Raw genomic sequence first — 23021 nt, 5'->3', positions numbered from 1 at the left:
ATATCGACGAGACAAGTGTAGAAACCAGTTCTTTCTTGACTGGGAAGTTGTTCAAATACAGTTCTCAATGGAGCCGGTCAAACGTATTGAGCGGAAATTTGAGACGAAGGGACAAGATGGCCGATTTTTCGATTACCGGTGCGGAAGTCAAAAGACTTGCTCAGGAGTCTCGCGGAGACGTCGACGGAAACTGGAAGCGATGGGGAACATACCTCGCTGAACGTCAATGGGGGACCGTACGGGAAGACTATTCTAGTCACGGCGAACCCTGGAATTTTTTCACCCACGACGACGCAATCTGGAAAGCCTATCGTTGGGGTGACGATGGAATTCTCGGCTGGAGCGATCGAAAAGGCCGTCTCAGTTTTTCGCTCGCGATGTGGAACGGAAAAGACCCCATTCTGAAAGAGCGGCTCTTCGGATTGAGTGGACCGGAAGGGAATCACGGGGAAGACGTCAAGGAGTGCTACTATTACCTCGACGCCACTCCGACTCACTCGTATTGCAAGGGGCTGTACAAATATCCGCAGACTGAGTTTCCCTACACGCAGCTTGTCGAAGAAAATCGGAATCGCGATCGCCAGCAACTCGAATATGAACTAACGGACACGGGAATCTTCGACGAGAGTCGTTACTTCGATGTCTTTGTCGAATACGCCAAAGCCTCTCCGGAAGATACCTGCATTCGGGTGACCGCCGTCAATCGTGGGGACGAAGCGGCTGAGCTTCACCTTCTTCCGCAATTCTGCTTTCGGAACACCTGGATCACCCCCAACGTCTACGAAGCAGATCTTCCGAAACCGAAACTTTCAGCGGTCTCCAAAGACTCAATCCGCGCAGAGCACCGAACGCTCGGAGAGTTTCAGATCTTCGCCGACGTTGCTCCTGATGGATCAAAACCGCAGTGGCTCTTCACGGAGAATGAAACCAATCCCTCACGCGAACAAGCTGTCGAAGTCATTCGCGGAGGCTGTAAAGATGCGTTTCATCTGTATGTCGTCAATGGCGAAACGAATGCGGTCAATCCGCATCAGTACGGAACAAAAGCAGCTGCCTATTACAAAATGGAAGTCCCGCCCGGGGGACAAATGCAGATCCGCCTCAGGCTTGTGCCTGTCAAAGAAGTACCGCAAATGCCCTTCAGCGAGTACTTCGACAGAGTCTTCGATCGGCGTATCGAAGAAGCCGACGCATTCAACCGTCTGAAAGTCGGCGCGGGACTGAGTGAAGACGAACGCCGCGTCTTACGACAGGCCAACGCGGGTCTTCTCTGGACGAAACAGTTCTACTGCTATTCCGTCAAGGACTGGTTGGAAGATGGTCCGCAGCGACCGATCCACGACCATTCGACAAACCTCGTTCGGAACGCAGACTGGCAGCACCTGTTCAATCGCGACGTCATCTCGATGCCCGACAAGTGGGAATACCCCTGGTATGCGGCATGGGATTCGGCGTTTCATATGCTTCCGTTTGCGAATCTCGATATCGACTACGCGAAGGACCAGCTGTCGATGTTCCTTCGTGAATGGTACATGCATCCCAACGGGCAAATCCCCGCTTACGAATGGAACTTCAGTGACGTCAATCCCCCGGTTCATGCGTGGGCTTGCTGGCGGGTCTATCAGCGATCCGGTCCGCCGGGGCATCGCGATCGCGAATTCCTCTCGAAGGTCTTTCAAAAGCTGTTGCTGAATTTCACCTGGTGGGTGAATCGAAAAGATATTCGAGGGCGTCACATCTTCACCGGTGGCTTTCTCGGGCTCGATAACATTGGAGTGTTCGATCGATCCAAACCACTCCCCACAGGAGGACATCTCGAACAGGCCGATGCGACAGGCTGGATGGCTTTCTACTGCGCGAGCATGATGTCCATCGCGTTCGAGCTGGCCGACGGAAATCCTTCGTACTCGCAGATCGCGTACAAATTCTTCTCGCACTACATTTCGATCGCTGAGTCGATGAATCAACTCGATGGAAGCGGTCTGTGGGATGAGGAAGATGGATTCTATTACGACCACCTCTACACCGGCGGTCAAAGCATCCCATTGAAGATCCGGTCGATCGTCGGAATCATCCCGCTCTTCACGGTCGACATTCTGTTCGAGCGCATCATCAATCAGCTTCCCGAGTTTCAGAAACGAATGAACTGGATGCTGAAACATCGACGCGACTTGAACGAGTTCATGACGTTCCTTGAACATGGAACCGCAGACAAAGACGGAACGAACGGTCTCTGGCTTCTTGCGATTCCAACACGAGAACGGCTCGAACGGATTCTCAAGTACCTTCTCGACGAGAACGAGTTCCTGTCGAAATTCGGAATCCGATCACTCTCCAAATACCACGAACAGAACCCGTTCTGCTTTAACGTCGGCAATCAGGAGACATGCGTCACTTACATCCCCGGTGAGTCCGACAGCTACATGTTCGGCGGAAACTCAAACTGGCGCGGCCCCATCTGGTTCCCAATGAACTTTCTTCTGATTGAGTCGCTGGAGCGGTATCATCAGTTCTACGGAGAGACTCTTCGAGTGGAATGCCCGACCGGATCAGGAGTCATGATGACGATGCAGGAAGTCGCTGATGAACTTCGGCGGCGACTGGTCCGTTTGTTTGTCGAAGACGAAGAAGGCTTCCGACCAAGTTACTCCCGAAATGAGCGATTGCTCAACGATGAGAACTGGAAAGATCTGATTCTCTTCTACGAATACTTTCACGGAGACACCGGCCGTGGGCTGGGAGCGAATCACCAGACAGGCTGGACAGCCTTGATTGCTCCAATTCTGGAACATCTTGCACGCCGGAAATCGGAATAGTTCAGACGACTCCACTCGGCAGAAGCCATTGATTCCCCGCTGGCCCTATTGAATCTGAGATGACCGGCCTGATCGCGATGCCCTTCTGAAGTGGACGGCAACAGGTGAAGAAATCGGCGTCGCTGAGAACGACTCTGAATATGCGCATGCGAAAGCCCGGCCGAGTTGGCGGCCGGGCTTTCGAGCACCTGGAGATCTCGGCATTCCGAGACTCCGTTCCCGATTAGTCGACGACAGGTCCTGCACACCGAATCAGGTGGTCATGGTCGATATAGACCACTTCTTCAACCTGATCTTTCGCAGTGAACGGGACAGGCCAGCTGGATCGCTTGAATTCATCGAAGTAAACGGTGCACTTGTAATGGCAGTGGTGGAGTCGTGCAGGTCCAACCTGTGGGAAGAATCGACATTCATCAATTCTGTCGACCATCGGTTCGACAACAATTCGTACATTGTTACGTGAGGTCTCAGCAAGAAACGGGAATCCGCCTGCGGTGTCGTCTGGGAGTGCTCGCATCACTTCATCGGGCTGAGGTGGGTCGAGACAGAACAGCGGAGCGTTTTCACCTTCTACGGGATCGAGAATCGGTACCTTTTTGTAACGCTCTTCTTCCCAATAAGTGTCTTCAATTTCCTGGCTGAAATACGGCGTGACAGGGATCAATGGGGTCGTTCCGAAGAACAATGCCCCAGTCCATGCGGTTTGCCAAGTCCAACCGAGAAGGTTACATCCGCTTGTGGGTAACGTGACCATTGCGAGTGCAGCCAACAGCCACAACTGCTTGGTTCGTTTCTTCAACAACTTCATCTGATTGTCTCCAGGTGCTGCGAAGACGTCTGTGAGTGAAATGATGAGTCTGATCTCACAGGAAGTCAGTCCAACTACAACTGTCAGGGACGAACAACGTCATGCCCGTCATCACCTATATCGTTCCGACAATCGCGCAAACTTGTGAAAATATTCGGGTTTTGCGGAATCAGACGAGGAATCAGATTGTAGAGGTGGTAAAGGAGGCAGGCTGGGAGAGAAGTATTTTCAAAGCGAGCCGATCGCCGGAACTGCGTTTCGCAAGCGTATTTACAGCCCGAAACGTCATTCACAGAGTAGATGAGAAAGCGAAAAGCCGCTTCTCGAATTATTCGAGATCATCTGAAAGAAATGGGAGACCGGTTTCACTATCGACCCCGACCAGCTCTCCACTGCCGTCATCATCGCTGGGTGGGATCTCAAGCGATTCGAGAATCTCACCGGTGTTTTGGGAACCAGATTCCGGGCTTGGACCTAAGTGCACGCGAAATCGAACGTTCGCAAAAGAGAGTTCGTCCCCGGGCAAGAGTGCTCCGCGAGTGACTTTCTGACCGTTAACTTTCGTTCCGTTTGTGCTGCCCAGGTCGCGGATAAAGAGTAAGCCGTCTGTTTTTGCGACAGCACAATGCAACTTTGAGACGCTTGCGTTCTCAAGGATGAGGTCACAAAGATCAGCTTTTCGCCCAACAATGGTCAGACTCCGATTGAGGGTAATCGGTGGTGAGCCGTCAATCGGTATCAACTGCGCAATCATTGATCGGGCCAAAACGATGGGAAAACGGAACCCGCTATCATGACATTCTGTGACGCAGGGGAGCAATGTCAACTCCGTAAGTTCTAGAAATCCTTATCGGTAGGGCAGTTGTATGAATTCTTCCGGATCGGATTCTGGATCGTATTTTGTCGAACTCGCGCGGTCTGGGTGAAATTGACCGACTCTAAGGTCGTTTTCATGAGCCGAACACCGTCATTCCTGCGTGATCGATACAGCGAGGATTGCGACTGAGACGATGAATTGGTTCAATCGACAGAACAACTCCTTTCCCTGAGAACAGAAAACCAGCCCTATGTCGACGCTGCATCGAGTTGACCCTGGAACACATGTTCACCTCAAGGAGATCGAGGCGGACGGAAAGAAGCTGCACGATGATCGCGATGCTGCGGAGGAGGAGTTCAAAAAATATCGAAAGAAGATTGCAGACCTGCAGGTGCGGCTTTACGCCGAAGATCAGCAGAAACTGCTCGTCGTCTTTCAGGCGATGGATGCTGGTGGCAAAGACGGAACAACCCGGGCTGTCTTTGAAGGCGTCAATCCGCAGGGCGTCCGAGTTGTCTCTTTCAAGCAGCCTTCTCATCGAGAGCTGGCGCACGACTTCCTGTGGCGAATCCATTGGGCTGTCCCGCCTAAAGGGATGATCCACGTCTTCAATCGTTCACAGTACGAAGACGTGCTTGTCGTCCGTGTAGAGGAATTGCTTCCCAAGAAAGTCTGGGAACCACGTTTTGAGCAGATCAATCAGTTCGAAAAGTTTCTCGCGGACACCGGAACGAGGATTCTCAAGTTCTACCTGCACATCACCAAAGATGAGCAGAAAGAACGGTTTCAGGAACGAATCGATATTCCCGAGAAGAACTGGAAGTTCTCCAAACAAGACATTGTGAAACGTGGTGACTGGGATGAGTACCGGCACGCCTACGAAGACGTTCTCTCGAAGTGCTCAACAAAACATGCTCCGTGGTTCGTCATCCCATCCAATCAGAACTGGTACCGCAACTGGGCCATTTCGAAGATCATTTGCAAGACACTCGAGGACATGGACCCCCAGTTTCCGGAACCGGAAAGCGGGCTGGACAAAGTCGTCATCGACTAGACCGTTTTCATTCTTCCCTGCACACGGTTGAACTCGCTTCTTTTAATGAGTGCTGATTTGCCCGTGCGAGTGGCGACACACCTGAAATGAAAGATCCTCGAGACCATTCACATGGTGTCGAGGATCTTTTTCCGTCAGAATTCAGGTCGAAACGACAGCCCAGCTGTTACTCCGAACCTTCGGATTTCTGGTCTCGAATTTTCTGCTTCGGTGCCCCGCTGAGGATCTTGGCTTCCGGGTCGGTCGGCGGTTTGTCGAGAGCGAGGAAGGCAAACAGATCCGCGAGTTCCTGCGGAGTGAGTTGTTTCTCCAGGTCTTCGGGCATCATCGAAACTTCGCTGACTTTGTAAGCTTCAATCTCTTCCCGAGGAATGCTTTCGATTTTGCCTCCCTGAATTTTCAGGACGACGCGCGTGTCGCTTTCTTCGATCGGCAGCCCAGTTAACACACGTCCGTCTTCCGTCGCCAGCAATCGGGCTTGATAACCTGGACCAATGACAGCACTTGGATCGAAGACGTTCTGCAGAAGCTGATTCCAGTTGTTGCGTCCGTTCCGAGTGATATCGGGACCAACATCGGCACCTTCACCATAAATCTTATGGCACTGTGCACACACTTTCTTGAAGACCGCGAATCCGTGATGCGGATCGCCCGGCGTTCCGTTGAGGAAGTCGCGATGGAAGTTGATCACGTGCTGCCGGTCAGAACGTCGGTCTTCCCGAATCTGTCCGTAAACCCGAGCAATGGTCTCTTTCAGTTTCGGATCCTTGAAAGAAGCCACACGCTTCAGCTGATTGAGGTTGAGGAGTTCCTTCGCCAGTTGTTCCGCTTCAATCTGTTCCAGAAGTGCCAGCGACCATGAAGAACGCTGCGTCAACACTTCGATGACTCTGGGTTGAACGTTTGGCTGCAGGTCGTCGTAGATTTCGATCAGCATCTCTGCGATTTCCGGATCGTTGATATCGCCGAGTGAAGAGATCAAACCGGACCGGAACGAATTGCTCGCCGTTTTCGAGGTGAGTGAATCGCGGACGAGTGCCAGAACCTGTTGGTCCTCGGCAGCGATGAGTGTCTGCACGACTCTCAGACGAAACTGTTCATCGCGGGAGTTATGAAACTCTTGCCGCATCGCGACTTGAGCTTCGTTCATTCCCAAGGCAGCCCCGAGGAATAGATAGTCTTCGAAAAGCTCATTCTCCCGTCCGGAGATCAGCGCCTTGCGAATGAGCGGTTCCGCAGCCTCTCGAAGTTCCGTCAGAAACTCTTCCTTCGGAGGATACTGCTGGATGCCGCGAGTCACAGCCCCGATCACATCATGGGCCACTCTTGGATTGCGGCTGGCGACGGTGATCATCGCAGCTGCCTGTTCTCCACTGAGTGCGTATCGTGACATCGCCACGTTGACCAGTCGTCCCATCCAGACAGGTGGCTGACGATCTTCTTGAGATTGCACCGTCAGAAATCCGTTCAGGACATCTGTCATGCCGCCTTCTGTGTTGGACATCTCGAGAAGATTCTGCCAGACGACGTGAGTGATCAATGGATCGTTGGCAGCTGCCTTCTGAACATGCATCAACTCAACAGTCTGTCGAAACTTCAGAGGGACGAGAAAATCGGTTCCCTCGTACTTGGGGATCAAAACCGCGAGTTGCAGAAGGACTTTCGGATCGAGCTTTTCGAAACGATCACCTTTGTAGGGATCTTCTCCTTCACGATTCAGGAATTCGCTGACAACAATCTCTCCAAGTCCGGGAGCTTCCGGTTCGAGGTTTCGTGCGAGACGAATTCCCCAGGATCGAATGAGCGGATCGGAATCAGCCACGAGTTGTTCGAGGGTTTCTTCCGAGATCCCCGCCGATGTTCCCGACAGCGTCCACATCGATCGCAATCGTGAATCCGTTTCACGTTGAGTATCGAGCGACTGCGATTCGAGTTTGGCATACGCTTCGGAATCACCCGCAATGCGTTCTGAAAGAAGTCGTTGAGCGGTCTCTCGGTTGTAGACGTTGGCGTCGTCGAGCAGTGTCACGAGTTCGTCGTCGCTCTTGGCTCCCAGATCCGCCGCTTTTGTGTTTGTGTGCCCCTGATAAACAACGCGATACAGCCGCCCCTTGCCGCGATCGACACCTTCCGGATCGGCATTGGCGTCCTGGTAGCAGTGATATCTGTCGTACCAGTCCAGAATATAGAGACACCCATCCGGTCCGACTTTCTGAACGACAGGCATGAACCAGGCATCGTTGGCACTCAGGAAATCAGCGAGGCGGGCATCTTCGCCCTCTCCAATCTTGCGGACAGTGTCGTGCTCGAAAGCCCCTTCAGGAGCTGGAAAACCGGGATGTGGCCGACCTTTGAAGGACGCTCCGTTGGGATCAGCGATGTCCGCATTGATGCAGGCGCCGTGAATGTTCCCCATGTACAGAACGTTCTGATATTCAGCGGGATACGCCGGCGATTCGAACCACGTAATTCCGCAGTAGGCAGCCTTTTGATGTTTGTGGTCGACAATTGAACGATGCGGCCAGGTGTGTGGTGGGTAAGGTCCCCCCTGACGGATGTAGTAAGCATCCTCAACAATGTGCCAGAGGTGGTCGATCACACACGCGGAGATGAAGAAATCCCCTTCTCCGTTGATGGCAATTCCCCACGGGTTGCTCGTTCCTTCTGAGAAGATCTGAAACTCGCGTGTTCGTGGATGCACACGGAACATCGCACACGTGAACTTCCAGCCCGGATGATTGGGGTCGAAGTTCGGGTTCTCTTCGGTGTACTTCACATCGCAGTAATTGAAGACTCCGTTGAGACCGTAAAGCCAGCCATCGGGTCCCCACGTCAACGAGTTCGGCAGTTCGTGAGTGTCGGTTCGTCCGAACCCGGTGACCACGGTTTCGATTTTGTCTGCCTTCAGGTCTCCGTCGGTATCCTGCATAAAGAGCAGATCGGGAGCGTTCGCAACCCAGACTCCGCCATAGCCAACAGCGATTCCCGAGGGAATATTCAAGCCTTCGGCAAAGACGGTGGTCTTATCGACGCGCCCGTCTCCGTCGGTATCTTCGAGAACTTTGATTCGGTCACGCCCCGGCCCCGGTTCCCGACGCGGGTATTCAAAACTTTCAGTGATCCAGAATCGCCCTTTCTCGTCGATGCACATTCCGACCGGGTTCACGACATCCGGTTCGTGAGCCACAACCTGAACGGAAAAGCCTTCCGGAACGACCATCTTTTCGACAGCTTCCTCCGGTGAGAGAGCTGGCCCGGGTGGTTTTTCGTGCCGGCGAGGAATTTCGAGTCGCTGAGCGAACGAAGATGCTGAAAGGGAAACAAGCAGCGCACAAGCTGCAACAAGGTGACGCATGATGTCGTCCCGGATTGAAAAAACAGGTGGGAATGTCTTGGAGGTCGAATCAAATCTGGTCTGATTCTCAGAGATACTGTCGTGAACCAATCAGAAAGTTTCAATCAATCACAGCGAGAAGTTCGTAGAATCTACGGGGTGCAATCGCTGATGATCTCGGGCCGCGATGAATTGTGCTGAACAGGGAGAAGCTTTCGTGTACGAATTCCCGCCGCAGACGTGGTACATGCAAGGCTGGTGGCCAACGCTTTGGCATTGTGGAGTGCTGGTCGTTGGGCTGGGGCTGATGTTGCAGTTCGTCAGGAAGAAACACAAGCTGCAGATCACTGACCCTTCGCTGATCTTGCTCATTGCTCTCGGTACGAGTTTTCTCTTAACGCTCCCGACTGCAGCTCCCTGGGAACCGTTTCGTGGCGCTCATCCTCTGGTCTTCATCATCACCTGGCTCGTGGCCTTGAGTTGCATCATTTCCAATGGGAGGTTGACAGTTAAGAATCAGGGCGAGGCGGCCATGAGGTGGAGTATTGGTTTGGCTTCGTTGATTTTCAGTTTGATGTTGATCACCCTCTTCCCTGTCTCATACCCCAGAGAAGCTGCAAGGCGTACACAGTGCAAGTATTACCTGAAACAGATCGGCCGGGCACTTCACAATTACCATGATACTTACAGGACGTTTCCCCCCCATAAATCAGGATCGCCCCCGTACAGTTGGCGGGTCGCGACCCTTCCTTATTTCGATTCGAGTCCACTTTATTCGCAGTACAATTTCGAGGAGCACTGGAATAAGGGAACGAACCGCAGGATCGCTGAAACAGAATTGGGATATTTAATGTGTCCTTCCGTTCCGAGGGACTCTCCGAGAATCTCTTACCCGCGGACGGATTATTTCGCAGTCACCGGAGAGGAAACTGCATGGCCGGATTCGGGAGTGAACCGACTCTCAGATTTTTCTGATGGGTCGTCCAACACGTTGCTGGTCGTTGAAGCTTGCGGGAAGCAAGAGATTCCGTGGTGTGAACCGCGCGATCTTGAGCTGACAGACGAGACGCTTGGAATCAACCTGCCCGGACTGGAGCCACACTCGTCACCGGGAATCATCTCCAGCTATCACCGAATCGGTGCGAACGTCCTGTTCGCAGATGGAGCAACTCGGTTTCTCAGCGAGGAGACCGAACCGGCCGTCTTGAAGGCGATGCTGACCCGTTCCAGCAAAGATGATTCAGGAGAGTTTTAGTCAAAGTGGCCCCTTTGGACGCACTCGCAAGAACAAGTCAACAGGTCGGAATGTCAGCACTTAGAGAACACTGAGAATGACCAACTACGATCGATTGTCGTGAACAAAAACTGAGCGATCATGTACGAATTCCCGCCTCAAACGTGGTACATGCAAGGCTGGTGGCCAATGCTTTGGCACTGTGCACTGCTAGTTGCCGGATTGTGGCTGATGTCGCGGCATGCGAGCAAGAAGCGAATACCTCTTCCGTATGACGCAGGCAAGATTGCAGTCGTTGCAGCAATGACGACTTCTCTGTTTTTGGGTCCTTTGGGAAGCGAGCCATGGGAGACTCACCGACCGGCACCTGCCATTTTTTTCTTGGTGATTTGGGTAGCAGCTGCAGTCGCAACGATTCGAAGTTGGTATTTGCTGACTCAGAAAGATAGTGATATCCAGGTCTGGCTCAGTCTCGGAATTGTTGTAATTGCACCTCTTTTTGTGTTTATGTGCTTACTTCCACCGTACTTCATCCCGACGGCTCGGGAAGAAGCAAGGCGCACACAATGCAAAGGCCATTTGAAACAGATCGGTCTGGCACTTCACAATTATCATGACGTGTACTCGATGTTTCCGCTTCATCGAGCCGGAAACCCTGCGTACAGCTGGCGAGTAGCAACCCTTCCATTTTTTGATGAAAGCGAACTCTTTGACAACGACAACTTCGGTGAAGAATGGAACCAAGGGTCGAACATCACAGTGGCAAAAACGAAGCTGTTTTTCTACGAATGCCCTTCCGTTCCGACAGCCTCGCAGGGGGACGTTTATCCGCGGACTGATTATTTCGCAGTCACAGGAGAGGAGACTGCGTGGCCGGATTCGGGAGCGTCTCAACTCTCAGATTTTTCTGATGGGTCGTCCAACACGTTGCTCGTCGTCGAAGCTTGCGGAACGGAGATCCCGTGGTGTGAGCCGCGCGATCTTGAGCTGACAAACGAGACGCTTGGAATCAATCTGCCCGGACCGGAGCCAAACTCATCGTCGGGAGTCATCTCCAGCTATCACCGAGAAGTCGCCAACGTCCTATTCGCAGACGGAGCTGTTCGAAGTCTCAGCGAGAGGACCGAACCGGCTGTCTTAAAGGCGATGCTGACTCGCTCCGGTGATGATGATCCGGGAGAGTTTTAAACGGACCACGAAGTTCTCCAAAATTTGGTTGAACGTTTCCGTCTATTAGCTGAGCTGCGATTCGCGTTCATTTCAGATCGGGCTCGATTTTCACTAACATCGATGCCTCGACTACCCCTGATGAGGAATCCCGATGCTTGCTCGACGACTGTTCTTCTCTCTCTCGTTTCTGATGACTATCGCAGCTGTCAGCGATTGCCTGAATGCGGCTGGGCCGGAGCCGATTCCGCTGTGGCCCGATGGTGCGCCGGGAGCCAAAGGCGACGGGGAACTCGACATCCCACTGGTGCGAATCTATGAACCTGAGGGGACGAACACGGGGACGGCGGTTGTGATTCTCCCCGGTGGAGGGTACGGCGGGCTGGCAATGGATCATGAGGGGCATCAAATCGCAAAGTGGTGGAATCGACAAGGTGTGACCGGGCTGGTGGTGACCTATCGACATGGAAGCCGCTATCAGCATCCCGCGCCGCTGCAGGATGCGCAGCGAGCGATTCGTTATGCACGTGCTCACGCAGAGCAACTGAAGATTGATCCGAATCGCGTGGGGGTGATGGGTTTCTCGGCCGGTGGACATCTCGCTTCAACAGTGTCGACACACTTCGACTCGGGAGATGCGAACAGCGACGACGACGTTGCGAAACAGAGTTCACGTCCCGATTTTTCGGTGCTCTGTTATCCGGTCATTTCCATGAAAGATGCTCCCGCTCATCGAGGATCTCGCAAGAATCTGCTCGGAGAAAACCCTGATCCGGAACTGATTGAAAATCTGTCGAACCATCTTCAAGTCACCGCAGAAACACCGCCGACATTCGTGTTTCATACGGCGGAAGATCCTGTCGTCCCGGTTCAGAACGCCCTGCTCTACTACTCTGCGTTGATGGAACATGGAGTGGCGGCTGAGTTACACATCTACCAGAAAGGACGACACGGAGTCGGGCTGGCTCCCAACGATCCTGTTCTCTCTTCGTGGCCACAACGACTGCTCGACTGGATGCGAGCCAACAACTTTCTGACAGCTGACAAACGGGTCTCTGTCAGCGGAGCTGTTGAAGTGGGTGGCGAACCGTTGCGATGGGGAATGATCGCCTTTCAATCGGTCGATCGAGAAGCGTCCCCGTCGGCAGCAACTCTTGTAAGCGGTGGCAAGTTCGCGATCTCAGAAGTCGATGGTCCAGTTCCGGGTAGCTACAGCGTATCCGTTGTCGACATGGGTACCTTCGCACGTCAACCAAGCATTGAAGACGCAACGACTGTCTCGCCGGGAGCCAAACAAGATGACGTCAACGTCGTCATCCCGGAAGGCGCGACTGCTTCTTTCGAGTTTCAATTCGATCAGCAGTAGACCACCCTCGACGTTCTGCCTGTGTCGGGAAAACATCTCAAGCACTTGATTGACAAGGACGCTCGCTGCAATCACTCCGAGTTCGTTAAAGGAGTGGTTGCGAATCGTCCAATCCCATGACGTTGGAGCCGAACACCTCTGTCGGAACAGCCCCATTGCGGGTCATGTCGAGCACGTATGCACAGTCTCGGCCATTCTGTTTGGCGGCATAGAGACAGTTATCTGCCTGATTCACGAGGTCTTCGGTCGTCGGGGAATCGAGTTGAGACCGAATCATGGCTGCGCCAATGGATAACGACAGAGTCGGGAGTTCCGGGAGAGATTGAAGGGCGATCTTTCGAACACCTTCCTGAATTCTCCGAATCGGAATGTTGAGTTGAGAAGCTGTGCATCCGGAAAGGACCGCAGCGAACTCGTCTCCTCCATAACGAACAAGGAGATCATACGACCGCAGTTGGCTGCGAATCACATTGCCGACTTCGAGAAGCACCTGATCTCCGACGGAATGCCCGAATTCGTCATTGATCTGCTTGAAGAAGTCGAGATCGATCAGAACCACACACAGTGAGGTCGAATTTCGAGTCAGTCGCTGCCATTCCTCTTCAATGCGACGTTCGAAAACCAGTCGATTCGGCAATCGCGTGACGGGATCGACCAACGCATCGTCCAGAATTCTCTTGATCGAACTCCACCGCAAGTAGAGTTCGTCTTCAATCATGAGTGCTGCCATATCATCGTTGGCAGTCGACACGGTGTAACCGTCGATTTTTAACTCGCTGTCGGCTCCCAGCTTCTTCCAGTCTTCGGACTGATTTTTCTGATAGCAGTCGAGCCTGGCTCCGATTGCAGAACCGAGAGCCATGTCGCACCAGCGACGACGTTCGATGAAGTTCGGCGATGCCACTCGTTGATGCAGTTCTTCGACTTCAACGATCCCGAGTAACTCACCCTCATCGTCTTCGATCAGCAAGAATCGGTGGCTGTCCAGATCGATCTGAGCAAGGACATCAGCAACAATTTGAGTGTGCCGAAATCTCCGTCCGCTTTCCAGGATCCCTGGCTTTAGAATCAGTTGTGCTTGACGTTCCAACATCGATCTGACCTACAAGATTCAAAAGGCTACTTTTCGCTCGTCATTGAGTGACGTCCGAAAACCTGAAGCCTCGTACCGTAAAAAGCTGTCCCTGACTCTAGCTGTCATTTACGGTTGAACACGGTCTCATTTGAAGGAACTGATCCAGAAACTGAATCTGTGGTCTCTTCACGATGCTTCACGTTTTCGAATGCTGAAACGTAAGTCTTTAACACTCGGCAGGCGTTACGAATTTTTTCGACGGAGCGAATTCGTCGGAAAAATCTAAAAATGGTGATTTCGCACAACATCTGCTTGAATCCTGCATTGCAATGTTGCCGAAAAGCGGCACGCAGGAACGGCGAGGAAAATGTCGCGAAAGAAGCAACAACCGGGAACAGAATCACCGAAGAAGCTCAGCTGCCTGTTGCAAAAAATCGACCAACCAATTTTTTACAACAGACGTTTCAATCCACAACCATGAGGGAAAGCACTGCTTCGAACTGCTCAAGCAAATGCAGCTTTCCACGGAAGATGTGATTTCAAACAAACTCAAAGCATCCGCGAATCGGTTTACTCATCATCGTCGTCGTCATCATCGAAGTCATTGTCGGGATGAAGAGGATGATCCGGATCGAAGAAAAAGTCTCCCAACCCCATTGGAAGCACATTCCCTCCGAGCGACTGTCGTTTCTTGTCTGCCAACGATTGAAGATCGGTCGCGTCTTCCCCCAGACACTTTTCGAGAGAATCTCGCCAAACCGCATCTTTGGAAAGAGGATGATCAGCCTCGGCAGCGAGTCGCTTCAAAGCGAACCGCAGGACATTGATTCCGTCGCGTGTTGAGAAATCGAGTTTGAGTTCGTGCGACTGCTGAAGGAACTCAGCTGTCAGATTCAGCATCTCTTCATTGGAGAACGGGAGATGGTATTTGAGAATCGCCAGTTCGTCTTCCCGTGAGGGGTATCCGAGAGCCAGCGTCGGCTGAAGTCGGCTGAGAATGTAATCGGGGATCTCAAACGTGGAATCGTCGTCATTCATTGTGACTGCACATCGAAAGTCTTTGTGCGCGGGAATCGTGATTCCAGCCACAATCGATTCGACGTACCGTCGATGATCGAGAAGTGGAGCGAGAGAAGCCCAGGACTTCTCGTTCATTCGATTCCCTTCATCGAGCACACAGACTCCGCCACGAATCATGGCGGTCACCAGCGGCGACGCCTGATACTGAATTTTGCCGTTTTCCGCGAGGACAGGAGTGACGAGCAAATCCTCGGGCCGCGTATCTGCCGTACATTGGTAAATGTACAACTCCTGCTTTCGGGCGTGAGCACCCGCAATGGCCAGAGTTGTCTTCCCGATTCCCGGTGTCCCGACAAGCCGAGGAGTCAGCGGCAAATCGGCTTCGTCGACAACCAGCCAACACGCCAAAATCTGCTTCAGGATTTCGGATTGCCCGATCCACTCCCCAGAGGATTGGTCAGGATGCCCCAAATGGAGCCGAATTCCGTCAATTTCTACATATTCCGACATGTCAGGACCTGATTTTCAAAGCTTTGAGCACGCATGAAGCGATAATCTAATAGATCGTCAGTCAACTTTCTCTCCTGCTCCCATCCAAAAGACGATCTTTCAGGATCTTCCAACTCCTCTCGATTCTGCGATTTGACTCAAGTTTTGTTTGCGGAATTCTTTTTCATGTGGCGTCAAACATGCTACAATTTTGATTGGTCAACCCAATTCTGGGAGCGCCATTTGCTCTGAAACTCAACCTGAAACCTGATCTCATTGAATGAGTGTTTCGAGAAACGACTCGATTCTCAGGTTTCAGGATCATTTTTAGAGACTCCTTTGCACACTCGCACTGCTTGTTCAGGAATTGAAAATCAAGCATGACGGTCGCACAACACCCATTTCTGAATCAACTCCTCAAAAGCCGGATTCTCTCTCCCGCTCGAATCCAGCAGTTCGCAGATTCTCTCGACATCGACTCGGAGACCAACTCCGTCGATATTGCGATGGCTGCGGTGAAATCAAAACTGATCTCAAGATATCAGGCGGAAGAGATTCTCAATGGTCGGGGTCGCCACCTGACCGTCGACAATTACTCCCTCGTCGACATTCTCGGCTACGGGGGGATGGGAACTGTCTACATTGCCCGGCATCAGCAGACGGGCCAGTTCGTGGCTGTCAAACTGCTCGGTGAACTGACCAAGCATGACATCGGAATCCGAACACGATTCCAACTCGAAGCACGAGCCGGGATGAAGCTCGACCACCCGAAACTGGTCAAAACGTTTCAACTGGGAACACTCGAAGCTCTGTATGGCGAAACAGAGTACATGGTCATGGAACTGGTTCAGGGAGTGACCCTCCTCGAAGGAATCAGCTTTAGTTCCGGACCGCTCAAACATGACGCTGCGTGCGATGTCATCTGTCAGGCGGCGGAAGGTCTCCAGTACTTGCACGACCAAGGCATGGTTCACCGCGACGTCAAACCCGACAACATTCTGATTGAAGTCAACGGAAACGCCAAGCTGTTGGACTTCGGCTTGACACTCGCCGACGAAGCCGCCTTCGACGAAGAATTCTCACTCGCGATGATCTTCGGCCATGACTGCCTCGGCACCGCGGACTTTATCCCACCCGAACAGTCGTTGGATTCACTGAAAGTCGATCCACGGGCGGACATGTATTCTCTGGGATGCACTTTATACACCGCACTGACCGCCAAACGTCCATTTCCTGGACTCAGCCGCGTCGACACGGTCAAAGCCCACCGGAATCAACCTCGTCCGCGAATCGAGAAGTACAACCCGAAGATCTCCAAAGATCTCTCCGATCTCGTCGAGCGCATGATGGCGATCGACCCCGAAGACCGCCCAGCAACGATGACCGAAGTCATTTCACTTCTGGAACCGTATCGCAAGCGACGGAACTGGACCTTCGAATTCAATCAGGTCCTGCAGCAACGTCGTGAACTTCGGCGGAAGTACATCTCTGAATCACGTGCACGCTCAGGTCAAAGCCATCGCACGACAGAGGTCAATTCCCCTCAGGAAACGGAAACACCTGGCAAGAAGAAGGTGACCGGAGATCGCCCACTGGAAGATTTCGAGTCGTAGTTGACCAACTCTCGAAATGACTACCAGCTTTCTGAAGTGCTTTCAAAATGACGGCTGAAAGGGAGTTCCGACGAACGAACTCCGCATTCCTCGCTCGAAACAATTTCGCAGCGAGGACAGAAAAATCATCGCAGTGCTTCAGTGCTGCGAAATCAACGAACCAGTTGAAAGCCTCAAGCGTTATCCGATCGCAGCATCGAGAACTGCTTCGTCGACGAAGATTGGCTTTGGCGGATCGTAGTGTGCAGCCAAGGCGATTGCATCGCTGGGACGGCTGTCGATCTCGACGATTTCCCCCTGATGACGAATTCTGAGCACAGCGTAATATGTGTGCTCCACAAGATTCGTGATGACAATATCTTCGAGCTCTCCGCCCATTTCTTCGATGACGCTTTTCAACAGATCGTGAGTTAACGGTCGTTGCGGAACGTGCCCCTGGACACTGCGATCAATGCTGGTCGCCTCGAAGATTCCAATGACGATCGGAAAATATCGATGCTCACTGTTCTCGGAGTCCACTTCTCGCAGATACACCATCTGCTGATCAGTCAGCTCACTGATGATGATTCTTGCGAGTTCCATTTGAATGAGCACGTAAGCATCTCCCCTGGATCAATCGTATTGCAAACGTGAGTATACGCCCAACTTCAACATTTTTCGAGTTGCTTGGGACCGGCTCGCACAAGCAAAGACTGCAAAAAGCCTCATCAAACCATCGTGACGAAGTTTTCAAAAAGTGAGACTCAGGCCCAACTCAATTTCGAGACACGCCCCGGCTCGACCCATTCGACAACATAGCAGTTTCCATCAACGTCGAAAGCGGCATCATGAGGATGGACAAACTTCCCCGGCTCCCATGCGTCGCGGTTTTCCCGAATTTCCGGACGGCCCAACACCGTCTGTGTCCATTCCGGTTCTCCCCCGATCTGCACCAGAAAATCATCATTGGAATCGAGAACAATCAATCGACAATGAAGGTCGGCAACGATCATCAAATCTTCCCAGACATCCATGTTCGACGGAGAACTCAATCCCGGACACGAAGAGACGCTCAGCCCATCCGTTGTACTTTCTAACTCTTGCTCTGACTTCGTTTCTCCTGTCGTGTCACCCGATTCTGTGAGTTGATCGGAACGGCCTTGGAGAATCTTCTTCTGAGTTCCATCAGGCGTGAAATACTGGAGTCGTGAATTCCCTCGGTCAGCCACGATCAAGAGCCCCTGCTCTCCTCGATCCGGAACAAAGATCTGACCATGCGGAATGTGAAACTGCCCCGGTTGCGATCCATGTCCACCAATCGCTGACAACCATCGACCGTCGCCATCGAGTCGATGCACGAAGTCCGAGCCGTAACCGTCTCCGAGATACCATTCCTCATTGTGACCAAACGCGACATTTGTCGGACAGAAGGACTCCAGATTCTGGTACAGCTTCGACTCTCGAGGATATCGCAGCTTCCAGACCCACTCCCCAAACAGATCACATTTCACAACTTGTCGATGAAGAATGTCGCACAGGTAAAGAAACTCTTCTCCCCCTTCCGCGCGAATCGATATCCCGTGGCCCCCTCCCGCAAACTCGCGTCCAAAGGAACGGACGTATCGCCCTTCGGAGTCGAACACAACAACCGTATTACAGGGACGATCCGCATCCCCTTGATGAATCACGTAGACGAAGCCGGAACGATCAAGCGCGACCCCATGAGTGTTGCGCCACGTGATATGATTGGGAACTTCACCCCAGTCATGTTTGCACTCGAAGACAAACTCCCCTTCGCCGACCGTTGGCGTTTTCAATCCGGATTTGTCGTCAGTGCCATGGACCGCTGGAGCATGCCCGCCGAACAGAGAGACTGCCCCGGCTGTAATGAGAAAATCTCTGCGACTAACAGAAGTCATGGCGAACTCCATACCGGAGACGATGCTGCAAACGGGCTGTCCGACAACTCACGAACACCATAAAAGACATGATGATGATACTGAATTGACGCGCTGCCAGCATCAGGCAGTGTATCGCAATTCCGTTTGTGGCGGGTTCAAACAGTCTGCGGCATCCATTCGCTCGATGTCAGCCCCGACACAACGGAGTTTTCGCTCAAGGGCTTCGTATCCGCGATCCAGATGATAAATCCGCCGGACGACTGTTTCGCCCTGAGCAACTAAACCAGCGAGAACCAAAGCTGCGCTTGCCCGAAGGTCGCTCGCCATCACGTGCGCTCCCTGCAACCGGTCGACTCCGCGAATCACAGCTCGGTTCCCGAATTGCTGAATACTGGCTCCCATTCGATTCAATTCGGCGCAGTGGATAAAACGGTCCGGAAAAACTTGATCCCGGATGGAACTCTGACCACGGATCGTCGAGAGGAAGGCCATCAACTGAGCCTGAACATCGGTCGGCACTCCAGGATACGGGACAGCTGACACACGGAGCGGTCGAAATGAATTCTTCCCCGCTTCCACTCGAACAGCATCATTCCCCGACGTTTCGACACACACACCGATATCGCTGAGCAATTCGAGAACTGCTTCAAGGTGCGCAAGACACAATTCATTGACGGTGAGACTGCCCCGAGTGATCGCTCCGGCAATGAGCAAAGTCGCTGCCTCGATGCGATCTGGGATGATGGTGAACGTCGTCCCTTCGAGAGCCTCCACTCCTTGAATTTCGATCGTTTCCGTTCCAGCCCCTTCGATCTTTGCGCCCATCGCATTCAAGAATTCTGCCAACGCCACCACTTCAGGTTCCTGAGCAGCCGCATCGATGACGGTTGTGCCTCGAGCGAGAGTCGCTGCGCTCATCACATTGCAGGTCCCGGTCACGGAACTCCCGAAGGCTCCGCTCATCGTCACGCGCGCCCCTCGCAGTTGCGTCGCGGAAGCAACGACACTTCCATTGCGGATTTCAATATCTGCACCGAGTGCAGAGAGTCCTTGAAGATGAAGATCAATCGGGCGATGTCCAATCTGACACCCCCCAGGCAGCGAGACCCGGGCGAATCCTCGTTTCGCAAGCAACGGACCCAAAACACAAACGCTCGCTCTCATTTTCCGAACCAGTTCATACTCTGCTTCGGATGATGACTCTTCCGCGACTTCAATCGACAGAACACCGTCTTGATGCGACTCGATATGACAGCCTATATCGGTCAATAGCTGTCTGAGCGTGTGGACATCGACGAGATCGGGGACCCGCTCGAGTTGTGTGCGCCCGTGGGCCAGCAGGCAACTGGCCATGATCGGAAGAGCCGCATTCTTCGAGCCACTTGCGGAGACCACTCCAGACAAGGGAACCCCGCCGCGAATTCTGAGAACATCCATGTCGTTTACGCTCCTGTCGAACCGGAACGGCATCCTACCACGATTCGCAGATTGTGGGACAGATCAGCCATGGCTTCGACCTGCTGAAATCCTCGCTGCCGAAGCAACGCGCACGCATTCTCTGCCTGACTTGAATCAAGCTCCATCATCAGCCATCCGTCCGGAACCAGAAAATCGGGCGCACGGTGAATGATTTTTCGAATCAAATCGAGCCCATCCGCACCCCCATCGAGTGCCATACGCGGTTCGTGATCTCGAACGTCAGGCTCAAGAGTTTCGATTTCCGCCGTCGGGATGTAGGGCGGATTGCTCACGATCAAATTGAATCGTTCTCCTTCACGAAGAGGTTCGAAGAGATCTCCCTGAAGAAGTTCGACTCTCTCTTCAACGTGATGCTTCCCAATGTTGCGGGCAGCCACTTCCGCCGTGTCGGCGTTCAGCTCAACGGTCGTCACTTTCGTGCCGGGATGATTCTTTGCAATCGCAACTGAAACACAGGCGCTGCCGGTGCACAATTCGAGCACTTTTGCAGAGGCAAGCGGTTTCAGAACTTCCAGGGCTGTGACGACCAGTGTTTCCGTATCCGGACGCGGAATGAAGACGTGACGATTCACCTCGAAATCGAGGCTGAAGAACTCCCGATGATTGACGAGATAGGCAACCGGTTCAGCAGTGGCGCGACGTTTCACCAGTGACCGCATGAGTGTTCGCTCAGCTTCAGTCAGCGGTTTGTCATACTGAGTGTAGAGTTGAATGCGGGGACACTGCTTCGCATGAGCAAGAAGGATTTCTGCATCAAGCCGGGGATGAGTGCTTCCCCGTTCACGGAGGTACGGAATAGTCCATTCGAGGATTCGTCTGACCGTCCAGACATCTCCATCCGTGCCAGCCGTCGATTCAGTTTCCGCCACAACCCTCCTCCTCCATGACCCGTATCACGATCTTTCCGATCTCATCCTCGCGAATCCCAACTCGCACGTCGAACAGCCACTCTGACTCTCTGGAAGCGATCGTCGCCTGAGACGGAAGAACGATCACTTCTTCTTGAGTTTTTCCTGCCGATCGAATTCCAGCATTGCTTCGATCAACTCCGTCAGGTTCCCCTGCATAATCTGATCGAGCTTGTAGAGCGTGAGTCCGATTCGGTGATCCGTACATCGCCCATCAGGAAAGTTGTACGTTCGAATCCGGGAGCTTCGGTCGCCAGTTCCAATGAGAGTTCGTCGTTCTTCAGCACGCTCCGCGTTGGCCTGTCGCTCTTTCTCTTCGAGAATACGACCACGCAGGACGCGCATGGCCTTGGCCTTATTCTTGTGCTGACTCTTTTCGTCCTGGCACTTCACAACAATTCCGGTGGGAAGGTGCGTAATTCGGACGGCACTTTCCGTCTTATTGACCTTTTGACCGCCGGGACCACCAGCACGCATCGTGTCGATCTGAAGTTCATCGTCGTTGATCTCCAACTCGACTTCAGAAACTTCCGGCAACACAGCCACTGTTGCTGCACTTGTGTGAATTCGCCCTTGAGTTTCAGTTTCGGGAACTCGCTGAACGCGGTGTCCTCCACTTTCGAACTGGAGTTGGTGGAAGGCCCCTTCGCCTGAGATCGAAAAGACGATTTCCTTAAAGCCGCCCATGTCTGAATGACTCGCTTCGATGAGTTCAAGCTTCCATCCCTGAACTTCAACATACCTCGAGTACATCTGAAACAGGTCGTTCGCAAACAGGGCTGCTTCTTCTCCACCTGTTCCAGCCCGGATCTCCATGATCAACCCGCCACGGGTAATCGCGTCACCAGCGACGACGATTTCTTCGAGGCGTTGTTCCAGCTGGTCCAAACTTCCTTGCAGCTCGTTGAGTTCTGCTTGAGCGTATTCGCGAGACTCGCGATCCGTCTCGACCTCGAGCATTTCTTCAGCTGCGAGAATTTCGGCCTTCAATCGGCGATGTTCAAGCACCGCGTCGGCCACTTTTTTCAATCCGCCGTATTCTCGCTGAATCTCGACCATCAACGAAGGTTTTCCGAGAACCTCCGGATCCATCAGTTGCTTTTCAAGCTCCTGGAATCTTTCAAGCTTCGTTTCCAGACTTGGAAACATGACGTTCTCCTTCAATCCTGCTGTTGTCTACCAACGTCGTTGCGGCACCGAAATGATCACTTCCAAGAAGGTTGAGCGTCTCCGGGAAGTTCTTACCAGCGGGTGAGCATCTCCCGATGATGTCCCAACGGACGGATATTTTCCAACCCGTTTCGCTCGATGAACCCTGTATTTGCCCAGCCAATTGCTGCAAACCAGAGATGAAGATGCTCTAAAGAAAGGGGAGATCGGTCCAGGTCATAATGTCTCGAAACCAGCAACGGGAAAATAAATCGACGGAGAACAAAAGAGGACGCCTCCGGAATCCGGTTGCGTCCTGAGAGATCATCGAACTCAATTGTTACTCGGCCGACTTCTTGCCCCAGCCATATTTCTTCTGGAACTTCTCGACGCGACCTGCAGAGTCGACGTACTTCATTTTTCCGGTGTAGAAAGGGTGCGATGCAGCACTGATATCCACTGTGACCAGAGGATACTCATTTCCGTCTTCCCACTTGATCGTCTCTTTGGACGACATGGTTGACCGAGTCAGGAATTTGAAGTCCGCCCCGACATCATGGAACACGACGGGATGATAGTCTGGGTGAATGCCGTCTTTCATTGCCTTGTCATCACTTCTTGAGTTGAATGTCACGCACGATTTGGTTCAGTGTCGATCAACAAATCACCGTGGCGATTGCCGAATTCCAGTCCACCGAACGCATCGCTGCACTAATCGTTATGCTCGATCGCTTCGTTATGTCTGATCATTCACGATCGGATTGAATCTCTCATCTGCCACTCAAGCGGTGTTGCCCGAACGAACACCTCAA

The 23021-nt window shown here is 52.7% G+C and carries 17 protein-coding genes; 6 read left to right on the top strand and 11 right to left on the bottom strand.

Translation table 11 applies throughout. The features are described from left to right. Positions 1-116 precede the first annotated feature (116 nt). Positions 117-2816, top strand: a complete 2700-nt coding sequence (locus KOR42_RS02100; RefSeq protein ID WP_146506965.1) for an MGH1-like glycoside hydrolase domain-containing protein — start codon at positions 117-119, stop codon at positions 2814-2816. Positions 2817-3039: 223 nt separating this feature from the next. Here the strand turns inward: KOR42_RS02100 and KOR42_RS02095 are convergent, their stop codons facing one another. Then, the gene (locus KOR42_RS02095; protein ID WP_146506964.1) at positions 3040-3624 is read right to left on the bottom strand and encodes a hypothetical protein; all 585 of its coding nucleotides are present in this window, start codon (positions 3622-3624) and stop codon (positions 3040-3042) included. A 328-nt stretch (positions 3625-3952) separates the two neighbouring features. Beyond that, complete coding sequence (locus tag KOR42_RS02090; RefSeq protein ID WP_231740593.1) at positions 3953-4366, bottom strand: FHA domain-containing protein; 414 nt, start codon at positions 4364-4366, stop codon at positions 3953-3955. 325 nt (positions 4367-4691) lie between these two features. Between KOR42_RS02090 and KOR42_RS02085 the strand changes: the two genes are divergently transcribed. Next, positions 4692-5495 carry a polyphosphate kinase 2 family protein gene (locus tag KOR42_RS02085; RefSeq protein WP_146506962.1) on the top strand — a complete coding sequence of 268 codons (804 nt, stop codon included), beginning with the start codon at positions 4692-4694 and terminating at the stop codon, positions 5493-5495. Positions 5496-5661: 166 nt separating this feature from the next. Here the strand turns inward: KOR42_RS02085 and KOR42_RS02080 are convergent, their stop codons facing one another. Then, on the bottom strand, positions 5662-8850 hold the full coding sequence (locus KOR42_RS02080; RefSeq protein WP_146506961.1) for a PVC-type heme-binding CxxCH protein: 3189 nt from the start codon (positions 8848-8850) through the stop codon (positions 5662-5664). Positions 8851-9046: 196 nt separating this feature from the next. Between KOR42_RS02080 and KOR42_RS02075 the strand changes: the two genes are divergently transcribed. The 3 genes from KOR42_RS02075 (at position 9047) to KOR42_RS02065 (ending at position 12596) form a co-directional block, all read left to right on the top strand. Then, positions 9047-10084, top strand: coding sequence for a DUF1559 domain-containing protein (locus KOR42_RS02075; protein WP_197440782.1), 1038 nt, complete (start codon positions 9047-9049; stop codon positions 10082-10084). 120 nt (positions 10085-10204) lie between these two features. Then, the gene (locus tag KOR42_RS02070; protein ID WP_146506959.1) at positions 10205-11251 is read left to right on the top strand and encodes a DUF1559 family PulG-like putative transporter; all 1047 of its coding nucleotides are present in this window, start codon (positions 10205-10207) and stop codon (positions 11249-11251) included. A 133-nt stretch (positions 11252-11384) separates the two neighbouring features. Next, the gene (locus KOR42_RS02065) at positions 11385-12596 is read left to right on the top strand and encodes an alpha/beta hydrolase (protein ID WP_146506958.1); all 1212 of its coding nucleotides are present in this window, start codon (positions 11385-11387) and stop codon (positions 12594-12596) included. Between the two features lie 85 nt (positions 12597-12681). Here KOR42_RS02065 and KOR42_RS02060 read toward each other — a convergent pair whose 3' ends face one another. Further along, positions 12682-13689 carry a GGDEF domain-containing protein gene (locus KOR42_RS02060; RefSeq protein ID WP_146506957.1) on the bottom strand — a complete coding sequence of 336 codons (1008 nt, stop codon included), beginning with the start codon at positions 13687-13689 and terminating at the stop codon, positions 12682-12684. Positions 13690-14241: 552 nt separating this feature from the next. Next, positions 14242-15201, bottom strand: a complete 960-nt coding sequence (locus tag KOR42_RS02055) for an AAA family ATPase (RefSeq protein WP_146506956.1) — start codon at positions 15199-15201, stop codon at positions 14242-14244. A 359-nt stretch (positions 15202-15560) separates the two neighbouring features. Between KOR42_RS02055 and KOR42_RS02050 the strand changes: the two genes are divergently transcribed. After that, entirely contained in the window at positions 15561-16793 is a 1233-nt protein-coding gene (locus KOR42_RS02050; RefSeq protein ID WP_146506955.1) for a serine/threonine protein kinase, read from the top strand. 180 nt (positions 16794-16973) lie between these two features. Here the strand turns inward: KOR42_RS02050 and KOR42_RS02045 are convergent, their stop codons facing one another. The 6 genes from KOR42_RS02045 to KOR42_RS02020 form a co-directional block, all read right to left on the bottom strand. After that, positions 16974-17387, bottom strand: coding sequence for a bifunctional nuclease family protein (locus tag KOR42_RS02045; RefSeq protein ID WP_146506954.1), 414 nt, complete (start codon positions 17385-17387; stop codon positions 16974-16976). Positions 17388-17536: 149 nt separating this feature from the next. Beyond that, on the bottom strand, positions 17537-18691 hold the full coding sequence (locus KOR42_RS02040) for an NHL repeat-containing protein (protein WP_146506953.1): 1155 nt from the start codon (positions 18689-18691) through the stop codon (positions 17537-17539). A 102-nt stretch (positions 18692-18793) separates the two neighbouring features. Continuing rightward, positions 18794-20110 (bottom strand): UDP-N-acetylglucosamine 1-carboxyvinyltransferase, encoded by a 1317-nt coding sequence (murA, locus tag KOR42_RS02035; RefSeq protein WP_146506952.1) that lies wholly within the window; start codon positions 20108-20110, stop codon positions 18794-18796. Between the two features lie 5 nt (positions 20111-20115). Then, positions 20116-21021: a peptide chain release factor N(5)-glutamine methyltransferase gene (gene prmC, locus KOR42_RS02030; protein WP_146506951.1), complete on the bottom strand. Its 906-nt coding sequence runs from the start codon at positions 21019-21021 to the stop codon at positions 20116-20118. A 123-nt stretch (positions 21022-21144) separates the two neighbouring features. Further along, entirely contained in the window at positions 21145-22209 is a 1065-nt protein-coding gene (gene prfA / locus KOR42_RS02025) for a peptide chain release factor 1 (protein WP_146506950.1), read from the bottom strand. 340 nt (positions 22210-22549) lie between these two features. Beyond that, entirely contained in the window at positions 22550-22810 is a 261-nt protein-coding gene (locus tag KOR42_RS02020) for a type B 50S ribosomal protein L31 (RefSeq protein ID WP_146506949.1), read from the bottom strand. Positions 22811-23021 lie beyond the last annotated feature (211 nt).

This window comes from Thalassoglobus neptunius, from assembly GCF_007859735.1.
In the GTDB taxonomy this organism is placed as follows: domain Bacteria; phylum Planctomycetota; class Planctomycetia; order Planctomycetales; family Planctomycetaceae; genus Thalassoglobus; species Thalassoglobus neptunius.
This window is presented reverse-complemented; position numbering and strand designations above follow the sequence as displayed.

Excerpts from the sequence above, each read along its gene's own strand:
- KOR42_RS02100 (WP_146506965.1), top strand. The coding sequence starts at position 117 with ATGGCCGATTTTTCGATTACCGGTGCGGAAGTCAAAAGACTTGCTCAG.
- KOR42_RS02095 (WP_146506964.1), bottom strand. The coding sequence starts at position 3,624 with ATGAAGTTGTTGAAGAAACGAACCAAGCAGTTGTGGCTGTTGGCTGCA.
- KOR42_RS02085 (WP_146506962.1), top strand. The coding sequence starts at position 4,692 with ATGTCGACGCTGCATCGAGTTGACCCTGGAACACATGTTCACCTCAAG.
- KOR42_RS02080 (WP_146506961.1), bottom strand. The coding sequence starts at position 8,850 with ATGCGTCACCTTGTTGCAGCTTGTGCGCTGCTTGTTTCCCTTTCAGCA.
- KOR42_RS02070 (WP_146506959.1), top strand. The coding sequence starts at position 10,205 with ATGTACGAATTCCCGCCTCAAACGTGGTACATGCAAGGCTGGTGGCCA.
- KOR42_RS02065 (WP_146506958.1), top strand. The coding sequence starts at position 11,385 with ATGCTTGCTCGACGACTGTTCTTCTCTCTCTCGTTTCTGATGACTATC.
- KOR42_RS02060 (WP_146506957.1), bottom strand. The coding sequence starts at position 13,689 with ATGTTGGAACGTCAAGCACAACTGATTCTAAAGCCAGGGATCCTGGAA.
- KOR42_RS02055 (WP_146506956.1), bottom strand. The coding sequence starts at position 15,201 with ATGTCGGAATATGTAGAAATTGACGGAATTCGGCTCCATTTGGGGCAT.
- KOR42_RS02050 (WP_146506955.1), top strand. The coding sequence starts at position 15,561 with ATGACGGTCGCACAACACCCATTTCTGAATCAACTCCTCAAAAGCCGG.
- KOR42_RS02040 (WP_146506953.1), bottom strand. The coding sequence starts at position 18,691 with ATGACTTCTGTTAGTCGCAGAGATTTTCTCATTACAGCCGGGGCAGTC.
- murA (WP_146506952.1), bottom strand. The coding sequence starts at position 20,110 with ATGGATGTTCTCAGAATTCGCGGCGGGGTTCCCTTGTCTGGAGTGGTC.
- prfA (WP_146506950.1), bottom strand. The coding sequence starts at position 22,209 with ATGTTTCCAAGTCTGGAAACGAAGCTTGAAAGATTCCAGGAGCTTGAA.
- KOR42_RS02020 (WP_146506949.1), bottom strand. The coding sequence starts at position 22,810 with ATGAAAGACGGCATTCACCCAGACTATCATCCCGTCGTGTTCCATGAT.